Annotated in this window: 12 protein-coding genes and 1 pseudogene; 9 read left to right on the top strand and 4 right to left on the bottom strand. The window is 65.7% G+C overall.

Translation table 11 applies throughout. The features are described from left to right. Positions 1-729, bottom strand: a 729-nt coding sequence (galE, locus tag H8A92_RS24345) for a UDP-glucose 4-epimerase GalE (RefSeq protein WP_229198116.1), incomplete at its 3' end; no start/stop codon positions are given. Between the two features lie 137 nt (positions 730-866). Here galE and H8A92_RS24340 point away from each other — a divergent pair. Beyond that, positions 867-1,907, top strand: coding sequence for a glycosyltransferase family 4 protein (locus tag H8A92_RS24340; RefSeq protein ID WP_229198117.1), 1,041 nt, complete (start codon positions 867-869; stop codon positions 1,905-1,907). On the opposite strand, the gene waaF is transcribed toward H8A92_RS24340, so the two are convergent. Next, a complete protein-coding gene (gene waaF, locus H8A92_RS24335; protein ID WP_229198115.1) occupies positions 1,889-2,953 on the bottom strand; it encodes a lipopolysaccharide heptosyltransferase II in 1,065 nt (354 codons plus the stop codon). The genes H8A92_RS24340 and waaF overlap by 19 nt on opposite strands. A gap of 135 nt (positions 2,954-3,088) precedes the next feature. Here waaF and rfaD point away from each other — a divergent pair, with 135 nt between their 5' ends. The 6 genes and pseudogenes from rfaD (at position 3,089) to H8A92_RS24305 (ending at position 11,048) form a co-directional block, all read left to right on the top strand. Continuing rightward, positions 3,089-4,069, top strand: a complete 981-nt coding sequence (gene rfaD / locus H8A92_RS24330; RefSeq protein WP_229198114.1) for an ADP-glyceromanno-heptose 6-epimerase — start codon at positions 3,089-3,091, stop codon at positions 4,067-4,069. Between the two features lie 18 nt (positions 4,070-4,087). Continuing rightward, positions 4,088-5,559: pseudogene (rfaE1, locus tag H8A92_RS24325) on the top strand (D-glycero-beta-D-manno-heptose-7-phosphate kinase). Positions 5,560-5,567: 8 nt separating this feature from the next. Further along, positions 5,568-6,848: an O-antigen ligase family protein gene (locus H8A92_RS24320; protein WP_229198113.1), complete on the top strand. Its 1,281-nt coding sequence runs from the start codon at positions 5,568-5,570 to the stop codon at positions 6,846-6,848. Positions 6,849-6,933: 85 nt separating this feature from the next. Beyond that, positions 6,934-8,847, top strand: a complete 1,914-nt coding sequence (locus H8A92_RS24315) for a nucleoside-diphosphate sugar epimerase/dehydratase (RefSeq protein ID WP_229198112.1) — start codon at positions 6,934-6,936, stop codon at positions 8,845-8,847. Positions 8,848-8,895: 48 nt separating this feature from the next. After that, entirely contained in the window at positions 8,896-10,110 is a 1,215-nt protein-coding gene (locus H8A92_RS24310) for a glycosyltransferase family 4 protein (RefSeq protein WP_229198111.1), read from the top strand. Then, positions 10,107-11,048 carry an NAD-dependent epimerase/dehydratase family protein gene (locus H8A92_RS24305; protein WP_229198110.1) on the top strand — a complete coding sequence of 314 codons (942 nt, stop codon included), beginning with the start codon at positions 10,107-10,109 and terminating at the stop codon, positions 11,046-11,048. The genes H8A92_RS24310 and H8A92_RS24305 overlap by 4 nt, the downstream gene beginning before the upstream one ends. On the opposite strand, the gene H8A92_RS24300 is transcribed toward H8A92_RS24305, so the two are convergent. Both H8A92_RS24300 and H8A92_RS24295 read right to left on the bottom strand, forming a co-directional pair. Further along, on the bottom strand, positions 11,049-12,059 hold the full coding sequence (locus H8A92_RS24300; RefSeq protein WP_229198109.1) for an MraY family glycosyltransferase: 1,011 nt from the start codon (positions 12,057-12,059) through the stop codon (positions 11,049-11,051). A 70-nt stretch (positions 12,060-12,129) separates the two neighbouring features. Further along, positions 12,130-13,098, bottom strand: coding sequence for a lysylphosphatidylglycerol synthase transmembrane domain-containing protein (locus tag H8A92_RS24295; protein ID WP_229198108.1), 969 nt, complete (start codon positions 13,096-13,098; stop codon positions 12,130-12,132). A 331-nt stretch (positions 13,099-13,429) separates the two neighbouring features. Between H8A92_RS24295 and H8A92_RS24290 the strand changes: the two genes are divergently transcribed. Together H8A92_RS24290 and H8A92_RS24285 are read left to right on the top strand one after the other, a co-directional pair. After that, the gene (locus H8A92_RS24290) at positions 13,430-14,842 is read left to right on the top strand and encodes a mannose-1-phosphate guanylyltransferase/mannose-6-phosphate isomerase (protein WP_229198107.1); all 1,413 of its coding nucleotides are present in this window, start codon (positions 13,430-13,432) and stop codon (positions 14,840-14,842) included. Between the two features lie 251 nt (positions 14,843-15,093). Further along, positions 15,094-16,110, top strand: coding sequence for a Gfo/Idh/MocA family protein (locus H8A92_RS24285; RefSeq protein WP_229198106.1), 1,017 nt, complete (start codon positions 15,094-15,096; stop codon positions 16,108-16,110). Positions 16,111-16,131: the final 21 nt, after the last annotated feature.

Below are 16,131 nucleotides of genomic sequence, written 5' to 3'. Positions count from 1 at the left end.
GCCGCCGCGCAGATAGGACAGCGCCGAGCGATGCGCCTCGACGAGGTCGCTGACATGGATGAAGTCGCGCACGCAGCTGCCGTCCTGGGTCGAATAGTCGGTGCCGAACACGTCGATCTTGGCGCGCTGGCCGGTCGCGGCCTCGACCGCGATCTTGAGCAGATGGGTGGCGCCGATGGTGGAAAGGCCGACACGGCCTTTCGGGTCGGCGCCGGCGACGTTGAAGTAGCGCAGCACGACGTAGCTCATGCCATGAGCGGAGGCGACGTCGTGCAGCATGATCTCGGTCATCAGCTTCGACGAGCCGTAGGGCGACAGCGGACGCGTCGGTGCGATCTCCGGCACGGGCACCTGGTCCGGATTGCCGTAGACGGCCGCGGTCGAGGAGAAGATGAAGCGGCTGACGCCACCCTTCACCGCGGCATTGAGCAGGCTGCGCGTCGTCATGGTGTTGTTGCGGTAATAGCCGAGCGGATCGCGCATCGAGTCCGGCACCACGACGGAGCCCGCGAAATGGATGATGCTGTCGATACCGTGCTGTGCGATCACGCCCTCGACGAGGTTCTCGTCGCCGGCATCGCCGATGAACAGCGGAACAGTTTCGGGCAGGAACGTGGAGAAGCCGGTGGAGAGATTATCGATCACGACGACGCTCTCGCCGGCGTCGACCAGCGCATGAACCATGTGACTTCCGATATAGCCGGCACCGCCGGTCACGAGCACGGTCATGGTGAGAGCTCTCCCGATATCTTTAACTGGCGATGCTAGCGGGAGTGCGGTGAAGAGGGGGTTTCGCTGCGGCCGAACTGGCCACTATGCTTAATGTTGCGTATAGGAACTGGCGCGAAACGGAGACTTGCGTGCCGATCGAGAACACACCTGCCGGCGAGCTCGAGCTCATCGTGCCCAATCTGCACCGACGCTATTCGGGTGTCACCGCGACCAACCGCATGGTCGCGCCTAAGCTTGCTAGGATGTTTCGTGCGGCTTGGCTCGGCTCGCATCGGCCCGACGGCATCGATGCGCTTGGATTTGCCGACCTCATGCGTCTGTGGCGGCGCGCGCGGCCTGTGATCTGGCACGCGCGTCGCAATGACGAGATGATCGCAGGCCTTCTGCTGCGCGCGCTCGGCTGGCCGTTGAAGCTGCTCTTCACCTCAGCCGCGCAGCGCCATCACACCTGGCTGACCCGCTGGCTGATCAGCAACATGGATGCGATCATCGCGACCAGTCCGCTGTCGGCCTCGTATCTGAAGCGCGAGGCAACGGTCGTGATGCATGGCGTCGACACCGCCCGCTATGCGCCGCCGGCCGATCGCGCGAGCGTTTTCGCCGAAAGCGGATTGCCGGGGCGCTATGCGATCGGCTGCTTCGGACGGGTGCGCGCGCAGAAGGGCAGTGATGTGTTCGTCGAGGCGATGTGCAGGCTGCTGCCGCGCTATCCCGATTTCAGCGCCGTCATCGTCGGCGCCGTGGTGCCGGAGCAACTGGCCTTTGCCAACGAGCTGAAGCGCAAGATCGAGGCTGCCGGGCTGCAATCGCGCATCGTCATCACGGGCGAATTGCCAATCGAGGATGTCGTGCGCTGGTACCAGCGGCTGACGATCTACGCCTTCACCTCGCGCAACGAAGGTTTTGGCCTGACCCTGATCGAGGCGATGTCGGCGGGCGCGGCACTGGTGGCGGCGCGCGCCGGCGCCGCCGAGTTCGTGGTCGAGGATGGCGTCACCGGCGTGCTGACGTCGCCCGGCGACGCCGACGTGCTGGTGGCCGCGCTCGAGCCGCTGATGCGCGATCCGGCGTCGGCCTCCTTAATGGGGGCGCGTGCGCGGCAACGAGTTGTGGATAAGTTCAGCCTCGACGCCGAGGCAAGCGCGATCGCTTCGGTCTATCGCACGCTGATCTGAGCCAGCACGCGCTGCGCGATCTCCACGACCTCTTCGGGGGCGATGTCGCGCATGCAGCGATGGTCGTTCATGGTGCAGACCGTACGTTGGCACGGCTGGCACGACAGCTTGCCCTTGGTCTGCTGCACCGTAGCGGCGAGGCCGTTGAGAGGCGCCCAGAGATAGGGATCGGTCGGGCCGAAAATGCCCATGGTCGGGGTGCCGATCGCGGCCGCGATGTGCATCAGCCCGGAGTCGTTGGTGATGGCGACGCTGGCTGCGGCCATTGCCAACACGCCGTTGCGCAGATCGGTGCCGGTGAGATCGCGGACCCGCGGGCCGCCTGCTGCCGTGATCTCCTGGGCCAGCGCCTTCTCGCCGGGACCGCCGACCACCCAGACGTCGAAGCCGCGTTCGGCGATCAGCCGCGCGGCCTCCGGATAATAGGTCCAGCGTTTGGAGGCGCCGACCGACCCGGGCCCGAGCGCGATGGCGGGACCGGTGCCGAGGCCGTTGGCCTGCCGCCATCGGCCGATCTCGTCTGCGGGAACCCTGAGCTGCGGCACAGGCCATTCCGGTGGGCGAGGGGCGCCGTCAGGCAGCGCCAGGATGGCGTTCTTGTCGATGAAGCGCGGCTGCTGCTTTTCGCGCCACCGCATTGCATTGATCAGGCCGAAACGGGCCTCGCCGAAGAAGCCGACCCGCTCGGGGATCCCTGCCAAAGCCGGCGCGATGGCCGCCTTCCAGGTGCGCGGCAGCACCAGCGCGGTGGCGTAGGCCCTCGCCCGAAGCTCCGCCGCGAGCGCCCGCTGCCGGCCGAGTGCCAGCCGGCTGCGCGGCAGGTCGGACACGATCCCGGCCCGGACCCCGGGCATGTAGTCGACCAGCGGGGCGCATTGGCGGGTGGTCAGAAGGTCGACCGGCCGGTTGGGCCATCGCTTGCGGAGCACCCTGACCACGGTGTGGCCGCGCACGAAATCGCCGATCCAAACATAGGGCACGACGAGGATAGGTCTGGTATCCTCGGCATCCTCAGTTTCGATATCAGATATTGAATCAATATTCATTTCTAAATGGGCCAAGGCCGGGTCGGGCGCGCCAAGTCGGTAACCGGTTCGCGATAAGAGGTAAAGCCGTCGTTGCCTGTGGCGCGGGACTGGGGCAAAGCTGGCGGCTGCAAAGGAATCTGGCGGGATTTCATCATGTTTCTGGTAACCGGGGGCGCCGGTTTTATCGGATCGAACGTCGTGGCCGCGTTGAATGACGCCGGGCGCAGCGACGTTGCGGTCTGCGATAGCCTTGGGCAGGACGGCAAGTGGCGGAACCTGGCCAAGCGCCGGCTTGCCGACGTGGTTCCCCCGGCCGAGCTCGGCGACTGGCTGAAGGGGCGACGGCTGGACGCTATCGTCCATCTCGGCGCGATCTCCGAGACCACCGCGACCGACGGCGATCTGGTGATCGAGACCAATTTCCGTCTCTCGATGCGGCTGCTCGACTGGTGCACCGCGAACGCCACGCCGTTCATCTATGCTTCGTCGGCCGCGACTTATGGCAACGGCGAACAGGGTTTTGACGACGACGCGTCGGTCGAGGCACTCAAGCGGCTACGGCCGATGAACCTGTACGGCTGGAGCAAGAACCTGTTCGATCTCGCCGTCGCCGAGCGTGCGGCGAGGGGTGAGCGGCTGCCGCCGCAATGGGCGGGACTGAAATTCTTCAACGTGTTCGGCCCGAATGAATATCACAAGGGCTCGATGATGAGCGTGCTGGCGCGCCGCTTCGACGACATCAGAGCGGGCCGCGTCGTGCAGCTGTTCAAGTCGCATCGCGAGGGGATCGCCGACGGCGACCAGCGTCGCGACTTCATCTATGTCGATGACGTCGTGCGGGTGATGATCTGGCTAATCGCGACGCCGCAGGTCTCCGGACTGTTCAACGTCGGCACCGGCAAGGCGCGCAGCTTCAAGGACCTGATCGTCTCGGCTTATGGTGCGCTCGGCCGGGAGCCGAACATCCAGTATGTCGACATGCCCGAGCAGATTCGCGGCAGTTACCAGTACTTCACCGAGAGCGTTGTCGATCGTCTCGCGCGCGCCGGATACAATGGCGGCTTTACCCGCCTGGAAGACGCGGTCGAGGCCTATGTGAAGGGCTTCCTCGATCGCGCGGATCGCTATCGCTAGAGCGGATGACGGTGACTGATGTTCGATTTTGAAGCGATCTCGCGTGCCATGTCCGGCCAGACCGTGCTCTGCGTCGGCGATCTCATGCTCGACGAGTTCGTGTATGGCGAGGTGTCGCGAATCTCGCCGGAGGCGCCGGCGCCCGTGATCGCGGTCAGGCGCAGCGAAATCAATATCGGCGGCGCCGGCAACGTCGCGCGCAATATCGCCTCGCTCGGCGGACGCTGCATCTTCGTCGGCTTGATCGGCGAGGATGCTGCCGGCACTGTTTTGACCGAGGCGCTGGCGAAAGAGGCCGGCATCGAGACCGTGCTGGTGCGCGACGCCGCGCGTCCGACCACGCGTAAGGTGCGCTTCGTCTCCGAACAGTTCTCGACCCACATGCTGCGCTCCGATTGGGAGCTTGCCGCGCCGGCTGCGGCCGCCGTCGAGCAGCAGCTGATCGATGCCATTCTGCCGCGTCTTGCGCACGCCGACATCGTGCTGCTGTCGGACTACGCCAAGGGCGTGCTCACCGCGCGGGTGATCCGCAACGTGATCGACGCCGCGCGCCAGGCGGGCAAGCGCGTGATCGTCGATCCCAAGAGCGCCAATCTCGCGATCTATCGCGGCGCGACCGTGTTGACGCCGAACCGCAAGGAATTCGCCGAAGCGACCCGCAGCCGCGCCGACAGTCAGGACAGCATTGCGCAGGCCGCACCCGATGCGATGTATCTCGCGGATTGCGAGGCGATGCTGGTGACGCAGGGTGAGCGCGGCATGACGCTGGTGACGCGGGACGGCGGCTCGATCCATGTGCCGGCGCTGCCGGTCAAGGTGCGTGACGTCTCCGGTGCCGGCGATACCGTTGCCGCGGCGCTGGCGTTGGCGCTGGCGGGTGGTGCCGACTGGGAAGGCGCGCTGCGGATCGCGAGCGCGCCGCGGCGGTTGCGGTCGGCAAGACCGGCACCGCGATCGTCAGGTCAGCCGAGTTGCGGCGAAGGATCCTGCCGCATGCGTCGCTGGCGGCCGAGGAGAAGATCGTCGCGGCCGGCGGCGATATCGATGCATACCTCGAGGAATGGCGCAGGCAGGATCTGCGGATCGGCTTCACCAACGGCTGTTTCGACATCCTGCATCCCGGTCACGTCAAGGTGCTGACCGCCGCGCGCAGCACCTGTGATCGCCTGATCGTCGGGTTGAACAGCGACGCCTCGGTGAAGCGGTTGAAGGGCGAGGGGCGCCCGGTGCAGAACGAGCGTGCGCGCGCCGAGGTGCTGGCGGCGTTGGAAGCCGTCGACCTCGTCGCGATCTTCGAGGAGGACACGCCGATCGAGCTGATCACGAAGGTGCGGCCGAGCGTGCTGGTCAAGGGCGGCGACTATACCCGCGAGCAGGTGGTCGGCCACGAGATCGTCGAGGCTGCCGGCGGCGAGGTGGTGCTGGTCGAGATCCTGCCCGGCCACAGCACGACATCGCTGGTTGCCCGGGCCCGTGAGGGTCAAGCGTGAGCGCGAGCATGGCATCCCCGGCAGGCGCCGCGGCGTGTCCGGCCTGGCGCGATCCGGCGCGCTGGCAGATCACGACCGATGTGGTTGCGGTCCTGATTGCGCTGTCGCTGCCGTGGTCGACCTCGCTGGTCGGCATCTTCGGCGTGTTGTTGCTGATCTCGATCGCGCCGACGGTCGATCTGCGGGCGTTCTGGGCGTTGCTGAAGCGGCCGATCTGCGTGGCGCCGATTGCGTTGTTTTGCCTCGCGCTTGTCGGCACGCTCTGGTCGGACGCCGCTTGGGGCGCGAGATTGTACGCGGTCGGGCCGACCGCAAAGCTCCTGGTGCTTCCGGTCCTGCTCTATCATTTTCAGCGCTCGACCCGCGGCAACTGGGTGTTCGTGGCCTTCCTCGTCTCATGCACGCTGTTGATGCTGATGTCGTGGTTGGTGCTTGCCTATCCTCACCTCGCGCTGCGGGCGCCCGGCCCTGGCGAGCAGGGCGTGTTCGTCAAGAACTACATCGACCAGAGCCAGGAGTTCACCTTGTGCGCGGTCGCGCTGGCCTATCCGATCGTGATGCTGCTGCGGGCAAAGCGCGTCCTGCCGGCCGTCCTGTTGATCGCGATTGCGCTCAGCCTGTTCGCCAACATGGCGCTGGTGGTGGTGTCACGGACCGCGTTGGTGACGGTTCCGATTATGTTCGCGGTATTTGCGCTGCTGCATCTGCGCTGGCGCAGCATCGTGCTGATCCTTTGCGCCGTCGCCGCGTTATCCGTGGTGGCGTGGTATGGATCGTCGCCGCTGCGCCGGACGGCCGAGTCGTTCCAGCGCGACTACAAGCTCTATATGGAGCGCAACGAGCCGACGTCGCTCGGCTTGCGGCTTGAATTCTGGCGCAAGTCGCTCGGCTTCTTTGCCGAGGCCCCGGTGGTCGGCCATGGCACCGGCTCGACGCGGGGCCTGTTCGAGCGCGTTGCGACCGGCGGGGTGACCCAGGCCTCCAGCGAGGTGATCGGAAACCCCCACAATCAAACGTTGAACGTTGCCGTGCAGTGGGGCATCGTGGGTGTAGCGATCCTGTACGCGATGTGGCTCCTGCACCTTTTGCTGTTCCGTGGCGACGGTCTCGTTAACTGGATCGGGCTTCTCGTCGTGGTACAGAATATTACTAGTTCGTTGTTTAATTCACATATCTTCGACTTTCACGAAGGCTGGATGTATGTGCTGGGCGTCGGGGTCGCGGGCGGCATGGTGCTGAAGGGTCGATTGGGGACCGATATGGAACCCGAACCTCCCGTTCATCCATGATCGCTGGCAAGGGCTCCGCAGATACGCTATCAGCCTGCCAATGTCTCATTACGAACTCCCAAGTTGTCAGCAACCCGTCCGTTAGATGACGCGCCTTTCGCAATTCACCCTGCGCAACTTCCTGATCTTGCTGCATGACGCGCTCGCGACGACGTTTGCGTTGCTGGCGAGCTTTTATCTGCGTTTCGAGGGGAGCCTTCTCACCGATCGACTGCCGCATCTGCTGCGCATTCTGCCTTGGTTCGTGCTGTTCAGCGTCGTAGTCAGCTACTTCTCCAATCTGACCACGGCGAAATGGCGCTTCACCTCGCTGCCGGACGCGGTGAATATCCTGCGGGTCGCGGCGGTGCTGACGCTGGCGCTGGTCGTGCTGGACTACGTCTACTTCTTCACCGGGGCAAATTCGCCGAGCCCAGTATTCCTCGGCCGGGTCACGATCATCCTTTTCTTCTTCCTGGAGGTGTTCGCGCTGAGCGCGTTGCGCCTCGGCTATCGCTACTTCCGCTATTCGCGCACGCGCCTGCATGCCCGGTCCGACAACGCCGCGCCGGCGCTGCTGGTCGGACGCACGGCCGACGCGGAGGTTGTGCTGCGCGGCATCGAGAACGGCGCCATCAAGCGGCTCTGGCCGGTCGGCGTGCTCTCGCCATCGATTGCGGACCGCGGCCAGATGATCCGTAACATTCCCGTGCTCGGCGGCGTCGATGACATCGAGGCCGTGATTCGCGATTTCGAGAGCCGGCAGCGGCCGATCAAGCGCGTCGTCATGACACCTTCGGCCTTCGAGCCGGACGCGCATCCGGAAAGCCTGCTGATGCGCGCCAAGCGGCTTGGTCTGATAGTCAGTCGCCTGCCGTCGCTGGAGGGGGGCGATGCGCCGCGGCTCACCAATGTCGCGGTCGAGGACCTGCTGCTGCGCCCGAGCCAGAAGATCGACTACGCGCGGCTCGAGACACTGGTGAAGGGCAAGTCCGTCATCGTGACCGGCGGCGGCGGCTCGATCGGCGCGGAAATCTGCGAGCGGGTCGCGACCTTCGGCGCGGCGCGCCTCTTGGTCGTGGAGAACTCGGAGCCGGCGCTGTATGCCGTCACCGAAGCGCTGTCCGCGCGCGACACCGGCCCCGAGATCGAGGGCCGGATCGCCGACATCAGGGATCGCGAGCGCATCACGCGCCTGATGAGCGAGTTCAAGCCCGACATCGTGTTCCATGCCGCGGCGCTCAAGCATGTGCCGATCCTGGAGCGTGACTGGAGCGAAGGGGTCAAGACCAACATCTTCGGGTCGGTGAACGTGGCCGACGCCGCGCGTGCCGCAGGCGCCAGCGCGATGGTGATGATCTCGACCGACAAGGCGATCGAGCCGGTGTCAATGCTCGGCCTGACCAAGCGTTTCGCCGAGATGTACTGCCAGGCGCTGGACCACGACCTGATGACCGAGGCAAGGGGCAGGCCGCATATGCGGTTGATCTCGGTGCGGTTCGGCAACGTGCTGGCGTCCAACGGCTCCGTGGTGCCGAAATTCAAGGCCCAGATCGAGGCCGGCGGACCGATCACGGTGACCCATCCCGACATGGTTCGCTACTTCATGACGATCCGCGAGGCCTGCGATCTCGTGATCACCGCCGCGACGCACGCGGTGACGCCGGCGCGGCCCGACGTCTCGGTCTATGTGCTGAACATGGGCCAGCCGGTGAAGATCGTCGATCTCGCCGAGCGGATGATCCGTCTGTCGGGCCTGCAACCCGGCGTCGACGTCGAGATCGTATTCAGCGGCATCCGTCCCGGCGAGCGGCTCAACGAGATCCTGTTCGCAAGCCAGGAGCCGACGCTCGAAATCGGCGTCGCCGGCGTAATGGCGGCCAAGCCGAACCAGCCGCCGATGTCGACGCTGCGCAAATGGCTTGCAGCGCTGGAGGACGCAATCGAGAGAGATGACCGCGTGACCATCCGCGCCGTGCTTCAGGACGCCGTGCCCGAGTTCGGATCGAATGCCGCCTGACCGCGCCGTCCTGCGGACGATGAGACAGGTCCGTTTCGAAAGCCATTGATGCCCCATTCTCGAAAAGTCGTGGTCGTCAGCCAGCACTATCCGCCGGACCACAGCACGACTGCGGCGATCATGTCCGCGATCGCCGAGCGGATCGCGCAGGAGGCGGACGTGATGGTGGTCTCCGGAATGCCGGGGTCGGCGCGGGCGCCTGCGCCCGGGCGACCCGTCGTCGTCGAGATCAGGAACTGGCTGCCGGGAAAGGCGGCGCTGATCAAGCGCGCGCTGGCCGAGGCGCTGTTCACCGGCCGGATCTTCTTTGCGCTGCTGTCGCGACTGCGGCGCGGCGACGTGGCGCTGACGGTGACTGCGCCCTTTGCGCTCCCGTATGCGGTGGCCGCCGCGGCAACGTTGAAGGGGGCGAAGTCGGCGCTGATCCTGCACGACCTGTTTCCCGACGTGCTGGTCATGGCCGGGCTGCTGCGGCCGTCCTCGCTGGTTGCCCGGGCGATGCGCGCGATCAACGCGCTGATGTTCCGTGCGCTGAACATCGTCATCGTCATCGGCCGCGACGCCGAGAAGCTGCTGCTGCGATATGGCGGAATGACCCAGGACAAGATCAGGTTCATCCCGAACTGGGCGACGCTCACCCCCGGGAGCCGTCCCGTCAGCCCTGACAATCCGTTTCGCAAGGCCGTCGCCGCCCGGTTCGTCGTCGGCCTGTCCGGCAATCTGGGCTTCACCCACGATCCGGAGATCGTCTTCAACGCAGCGCGGCTGTTGCGCGACGAACGCGACATCCATTTCCTGCTCTCGGGATGGGGCATGGGCTTCGCGCGGTTGAAGGACATGCAGGCCGAAGCGCAGCTCGCCAACGTCACGCTGGTCGACCGCGTCGCGGACGGCGAGCTGGACGCGCTGCTCTCCAGTGCCGATGTCTGGCTCATTCCCTATCGCAAGGACGTCGCCGGTGTGTCGGTGCCGAGCCGGTTCTATAATCTGCTCGCAGCCGGCCGGCCCGTCATCCTCGTCTCCGAGCCCGAGGCCGAGGCGGCCCTGACCGTCAGCGAAAACCGGCTGGGCTGGGTCGTCACACCGGGAAGGCCCGATCAGCTCGCCGATGCGATCAGGCTGGCGTCGCGTTCGCAGGACACCGCGATGGCCGAGCGCGCTGTCGCCACCGCGCGGACCTTCAGTCCCGAGCGGGCCCTGGCGAGCTATGCCGCGCTGGTTGCGGAGCTGCTAACCAATCGTGATGTGGAGCGGACGGCATGAATGATGGTCGCCGAACGGTTCTGGTGACGGGTGCCAGCGGCTTTGTCGGCCGCCATGTGGTGCCCGTGCTGGAGCGGAATGGCTGGGTCGTGCGCCGCGCGATGCGAACCCCGCCGCAAGATGCCAACGATGTGACGATCGACTCGCTCAGTCCTGCCACCGATTGGCGCGCCGCGCTCGATGGCGTGGATGCCGTCGTTCATCTTGCGGCCCGCGTTCACCAACAGTCCGACGAACACTCCATAGAGCTCTACCGCAACGTCAATATCGAGGGCACGCTGCATCTGGCGCGTTCCGCCGCAGCTGCCGGCATTCGGGATTTCATTTTCGTCAGCACGATCCTGGTGCACGGGCGCAGCAACTACGGGCGTCCTCCGTTTCGCGAGGACGATGTGCTGACACCCCGCGGCCTCTACGGAAATTCCAAGGCGGCAGCCGAGGTTGGCTTGAAGGACATCGTGCCAGGCAGCGGCATGAGAGTGACCGTCATCCGCCCGCCGTTGATCTACGGCGCCGGTGCGAAGGGAAATTTCGCCTTGCTCAAGCGTGCGGTGATCAATCGCATGCCGCTGCCGCTGGCTTATGTGAAGAACCGCCGCGCGTTCCTGTCGGCGGAAAACCTGGCGTCGTTCATCCTGCACCGGCTGTCGCAGCCGGGAAGTGACTACGACGTGTTTCTGGTGGCCGACCGCGAGCAGGTCTCGACACGTGAGTTCGTCGAGCGCCTCGCCCGCGCGGCAGAGACCTCGCCGCGCCTGTTCTGGCTGCCGGCGTCGCTTCTGAGGGTGTCGCTCACGCTGGGCGGCCGCAAGGAAGCCTATGACAGCCTGTTCGCGTCCCTCGAACTGGATCTGTCCAAGGTCGCAAGCACCGGATGGCAGCAGCCGATCAGCCTCGATGAAGGGCTGAAGCGCGCGCTGCGTCGAACGGATCCCTGATCAGAGCGGTCGCGAGAACCGGCGCAGTTGCCAGCTGACGGCGAGCAGTCCAGCCGGCAGCAGGGCGATGTCTGCGGTGAGGGAGTTGAGGGCGACCGAGGCGAATGCGAGCAGCGCCAACACCACGTTCAGCGCAAAGACCTCGCCGACGACACGCCACACCGTGAATCCGTTGTCGGTCGCGCGCTGATAGAAGTGCGAGCGATGCGCGGCCCAGAACGGCTCGCGCCGTGCCATGCGACGAAACAGCGTGATCGTCGCATCCGTCAGATAGTACAGCGGCAGCAGCAGCGCGGCGGCAAACTGCCGATGCAAGGCAAGCTCGAGCAGGCACCAGCCCAGCAGCAAGCCGATCGGCAGGCTGCCGACATCGCCGAGGAATATCTTTGCCACCGGCCGGTTGAACGGCGCGAAGCCGAGTAGCGCGCCGCACAGCGCGGCCGCGACCAGCGCAGGCACGGCGGGGACGTAACCGAAGCTGCCGAGCAGGGCGACCGCCACCGTGATCGGCACGGCCTCGGCCGCCGTCATCAGGTCGAGCCCGTCCATGAAGTTGACGAGGTTGACGAACCAGAGGCCGGCAAACAGCAGCAGGCCGCGTTCGAGCCAGATTGGGCAGGCCGGAACCAGCCTGAGATCGCCGGGCGCCGAGAACACCACGGCCGCAACGGCGGCTGCCTGCAGCAACAGCCGGGGGACGACGGGCAGGGAACGGATGTCGTCGGCAAAGCCCACCACCGCGATGAACAGGCAGGCCGCGAACACGATGAATGGTACGGTCAGGTCTGGCGATCCGGCGAGAGCGATGACGAGCCCGCCCGCCAGCAGCGTGGCCGTGATGACCGCGATGCCGGCGCCCTGCGGCGTTGGAATGCGGTGCGACGAGCGCGCATTCGGCTTTGCCAGCGCCACACGCAGCAGCAGAGGCCGCGTCGCCCGGATCAGGACGGCCGAGATCGATGCGGCCAGGACCGCTGCGATCAACGACAGGAGGATCTCGAAAGCGCTCATTCTGGTCCGGTCACTGCAATCCCGGGACTCGCGATTGCGATCCCGGGACTCGCGATTGCGATCCCGGGACTCACGATTGTGATCCCGGGACTTCGATCGGCTCGGCGCCCTTGGCGGCCTTTTCCGGGCTCAGGATCCACACCAGGCCGCCGAACACACCGACCACGAACGACACTGCGCCGAACAGCAGCGAGATGTTGACGCCCTCATTCGCGATCAATCCGGCATAGCCGAAGGCCAGCGCCATGGTGGCTTCGCGCACGCCCCAGCCCGCGATCGAGATCGGCATCATCGTGATCAGCATCACCGGGGGCAACAACTGGAATATCTGCCCGAAGGTGACGGGGGCCGTGATCGACTTCACGACGCACCAGCCGATCACCACGGTCACCACGTGAATGGCGATCGAAAGGGTCGCGACCCTGAACCCATGCTCGCGGCTGAACAACACCCGGTTCGCGATGACCGCGCAGGCGTGGATGTGATGCGTTGCCCACCATTGCTTCAGCCATGGCCAGGGCAACAGGCCGATCAGCAGGAAACCAAAGCCGGCCGCGAGTGCGGCGAGGTCGAGCAGCAGCAATGCCAGCCAGCCGTGGGAATCGGAAATCAGCTGATAGCTCCAGGGCAGGGTGGCGGCGATGACGACGGCCAGGGCGATCAGTCCGACCGCGCGGTCGACGAAGATCGAGTAGGTGGCCGCGCGCCAGCCTGCACCGGCGCGCGCGACCAGCCAAAGCCGCACGGCGTCGCCGCCGATCGAGGACGGCAGGGTCTGGTTGAAGAAGGTGCCGATGACGTTGAAGCGCATCGCCTGGGCGGCCTCCAGCGGAGCGCCGCACTCGACGCTGATCTCGCGCCAACGCAGCACCCCGAGGAAGATCTGCAGGAAGGTGACCGCGATCGCGAGGCCGAGCCAGCCCAGGCTCTCGACCTGGATGCGGGAGGCCAGGTCGTACAGATTGACCTTGCGCAGCGACAGGTACAGCAGCGCAGCCGAGATCAGGATCTTGACGGTCGAAAGCAGGATTCGGCGCATTTCGGTTCGCGCTGCCAGGTTTCAGGATGTGTCAAAAACAGCGCAAAACGCTTTCGCGCGCCCAAATTCGCCGCCTTGGTATGGTTTCCGCATCGATCTGGCAATACCCGTACTGGTCCCTATTGCGGCAGGCGCGAAGGGGCGGCTAAACAGGCCGGAGCGGGGACGCCCCGCCGCTCACCGGGAATTTACAAAACCGGTAAAATCCGACCAGACGCCTGGGGCGCGTGACTGCTCGGATCGTGCTTCCGAGGTAACGGGGCTCCCGGCCGCAGCGGCCGCGCCCATTTGGTGTGCCGTCCGCGGATGGACGACAGGACTTGAGGCATCGATGGATCGACGAATTATTCCCCTGATCATGTGCGGCGGCGCAGGCACGCGGCTTTGGCCGGCGTCGCGCGAAGTGCATCCGAAGCAGTTCCTGTCGCTGTTCGGGGCGCGCTCGACCTTCCAGGAGACGCTGCTGCGGGTCTCCGACGCCGGCCTGTTCGAACGGCCGATCGTGATCACCAACGAGGCCTATCGCTTCATGGTGCTGGAGCAACTGGCGGAGATCGGCCGCGAGGCCGATGTGCTGCTGGAGCCGATGCGGCGCGACTCGGGGCCCGCGATTGCGGCCGGTGCGGCGTTCGCGCAGAGCCGCGACAGTGAAGCAATCGTGCTGGCGCTCGCCGCCGACCATCTGGTGCGCGACACGCCGGCCTTCGTCGCCGCGTGCCGCGGCGGACTGGTGGCTGCGGAAGCCGGCCGGATCGTGACGTTCGGCGTCAAGCCGGAACGGCCCGCCACCGAATACGGCTATATCAACCCGGGCGAGGTGGTCGCCGGAGAGGTGCGCGCGGTGGCGAAGTTCGTCGAGAAGCCGGACGCCTCGACGGCGGCAGGCTATATCGATGCCGGCTATCTCTGGAACAGCGGCAACTTCATGTTCCGTGCCGGCGTGCTGCTCGACGAGTATCGCAATGTCGATGCGGACAGCGTTGCCTCGGTAGAGCAGTCGGTCGCGTCGGCAACGCGCGATCTCGGCTTCGTCAAGCTCGATGCAGCGGCGTTCGGCGCGACAAACGCGATCTCGATCGATTACGCGGTCATGGAGAAGACGGCGCATGCCGCGGTGGTGCCGGTGGCGTGCGGCTGGTCCGACATCGGCTCGTGGCGCCAGGTCTGGGAGCTCTCCGACAAGGACAGCCTGGGCAACGCAGCGCGCGGCGCGGCGGTGTTCGAGGACTCCCGCAATTGCAACGTTTCGACCGACCGGGCGCTGGTCGCGCTCGAAGGCGTCGACGATCTCGTGGTGGTGGCGACCCAGGACGCCGTGCTGGTGTCACGCCAGAAGGACGCCAACGGGCTGAAGCGACTGGTCGCGAAACTGAAGGTCGCCGCGCCCGAGGTGACCGAGAACCACATCAAGGTGCATCGTCCCTGGGGCTCCTATCAGTCGGTCGACAACGGCGACCGCCACCAGGTCAAGCGCATCATCGTCAAGCCGGGCGGGCGGCTGTCCTTGCAGAAGCACCATCACCGCTCCGAGCACTGGATCGTGGTGCGCGGGACCGCGCAGGTCACCGTCAACGAGCTGATCAAAACCGTGCACGAGAACGAATCGATCTACATCCCGATCGGCGCGGTGCACCGGCTTGAGAACCCCGGCAAGATTCAACTCGAGCTGATCGAGGTGCAGACCGGCAGCTATCTCGGCGAGGACGACATCATCCGCATCGAGGACGACTATCAGCGGACCTGAGGGCGACTGGGTTCCGGCGGTCGGAAGTGAGCCGCGGGCGATGTAACTCTTTGAATCAAAACGTGTCCGGATTTCGTTGTTGGCATTCGCCACATTTGTGACGCCGTGCTATAGCGGCTGCCAACGAAGCGGGGTGATTTGCGCTAAAGGCGCAGGTCGGGAAGAGGGGCCTGGGTGCTGATTCCCTCGGAGCCGGTGGGGCTCCCTGAGAAGCCGGGACAACCGCCAGAACGTTACTTGGGGTCTACGATATGAATGCAAAAGTGTCCGCAGCCGGCGCGAAGGCCGATATCGGCCGCGCATTGCGCGTCGGCGTGATCGGCGCAGGCGTGATGGGCAGCAACCATGCCCGTGTGCTGGCCGGCCTGCCCGATGTCCTGCTGATCGGCATCGTCGATCCGCTCCCGGAGCACCGGACCCGCGCCATCGACCTGGTCGGCTGTCGCGCCTTTGAAACCCTCGATCAGCTGTTTGCCGAGGGTATCGATGCGGTGACGATCGCAGCTCCCACCCATCTGCATCACGAGATCGCGCTCGCCTGCATCGCACGCAACATCCATATCCTGGTCGAGAAGCCGGTCGCATCCACGGTTGAAGAAGGCCGCGAGATCGTCGCTGCCGCCGAGCGGGCCGGCGTCACGCTGATGGTCGGCCATGTCGAGCGTTTCAATCCGGCGGTCGCCGCGATCAAGCAGGCGATCTCGGGCGAGGACATCCTGTCGATCGGCATCACCCGGGTCGGCCCGTTCCCGCCGCGGATGTCCAATGTCGGCGTGGTGATCGATCTCGCCGTGCACGACATCGACCTGATCCGCTGGTTTACCGAGTCCGACATCGTCGAGGTGCAGCCGCAGCTCTCGAGTGCGGTCGCCGAGCGCGAGGACATCGCGCTGCTCCAATTCCGCACGGAGTCCGGCGTGCTCGCCCACATCAACACCAACTGGCTGACGCCGTTCAAGGCGCGCAACGTCACGGTCGCGACCCGCGGCAAATACGTGATGGGCGACCTGCTGACGCGCCAGGTCACCGAATGCTTCGGCTTCAAGCCGGACGGCAGCTATTCGATGCGTCATCTGCCGGTCGGTCACGACGAGCCGCTTCGCGCCGAGCTGATCGCCTTCCTGGATGCCGTGCGTAGCGGCAAGCTGCCGGCGGTGTCTGGCGACGAAGGCGTGGCGAGCCTCGAGATCGCGATCCGCTGCCTGGAAACGCCGGCCAGGCCGGCCGCCTCGACGATCCGCAAGGGACCGCGCCGCATCGCCGGCTGATTGCCTTCACTGGCTGATTGT

It is taken from the genome of Bradyrhizobium acaciae, assembly GCF_020889785.1.
GTDB classification, from domain to species: domain Bacteria; phylum Pseudomonadota; class Alphaproteobacteria; order Rhizobiales; family Xanthobacteraceae; genus Bradyrhizobium; species Bradyrhizobium acaciae.
This window is presented reverse-complemented; position numbering and strand designations above follow the sequence as displayed.

Bases quoted from the DNA above. Each gene is read 5' to 3' on its own strand.
- waaF (WP_229198115.1), bottom strand. From the start codon at position 2,953: ATGAATATTGATTCAATATCTGATATCGAAACTGAGGATGCCGAGGAT.
- rfaD (WP_229198114.1), top strand. From the start codon at position 3,089: ATGTTTCTGGTAACCGGGGGCGCCGGTTTTATCGGATCGAACGTCGTG.
- H8A92_RS24320 (WP_229198113.1), top strand. From the start codon at position 5,568: ATGGCATCCCCGGCAGGCGCCGCGGCGTGTCCGGCCTGGCGCGATCCG.
- H8A92_RS24315 (WP_229198112.1), top strand. From the start codon at position 6,934: ATGACGCGCCTTTCGCAATTCACCCTGCGCAACTTCCTGATCTTGCTG.
- H8A92_RS24310 (WP_229198111.1), top strand. From the start codon at position 8,896: ATGCCCCATTCTCGAAAAGTCGTGGTCGTCAGCCAGCACTATCCGCCG.
- H8A92_RS24305 (WP_229198110.1), top strand. From the start codon at position 10,107: ATGAATGATGGTCGCCGAACGGTTCTGGTGACGGGTGCCAGCGGCTTT.
- H8A92_RS24300 (WP_229198109.1), bottom strand. From the start codon at position 12,059: ATGAGCGCTTTCGAGATCCTCCTGTCGTTGATCGCAGCGGTCCTGGCC.
- H8A92_RS24295 (WP_229198108.1), bottom strand. From the start codon at position 13,098: ATGCGCCGAATCCTGCTTTCGACCGTCAAGATCCTGATCTCGGCTGCG.
- H8A92_RS24290 (WP_229198107.1), top strand. From the start codon at position 13,430: ATGGATCGACGAATTATTCCCCTGATCATGTGCGGCGGCGCAGGCACG.
- H8A92_RS24285 (WP_229198106.1), top strand. From the start codon at position 15,094: ATGAATGCAAAAGTGTCCGCAGCCGGCGCGAAGGCCGATATCGGCCGC.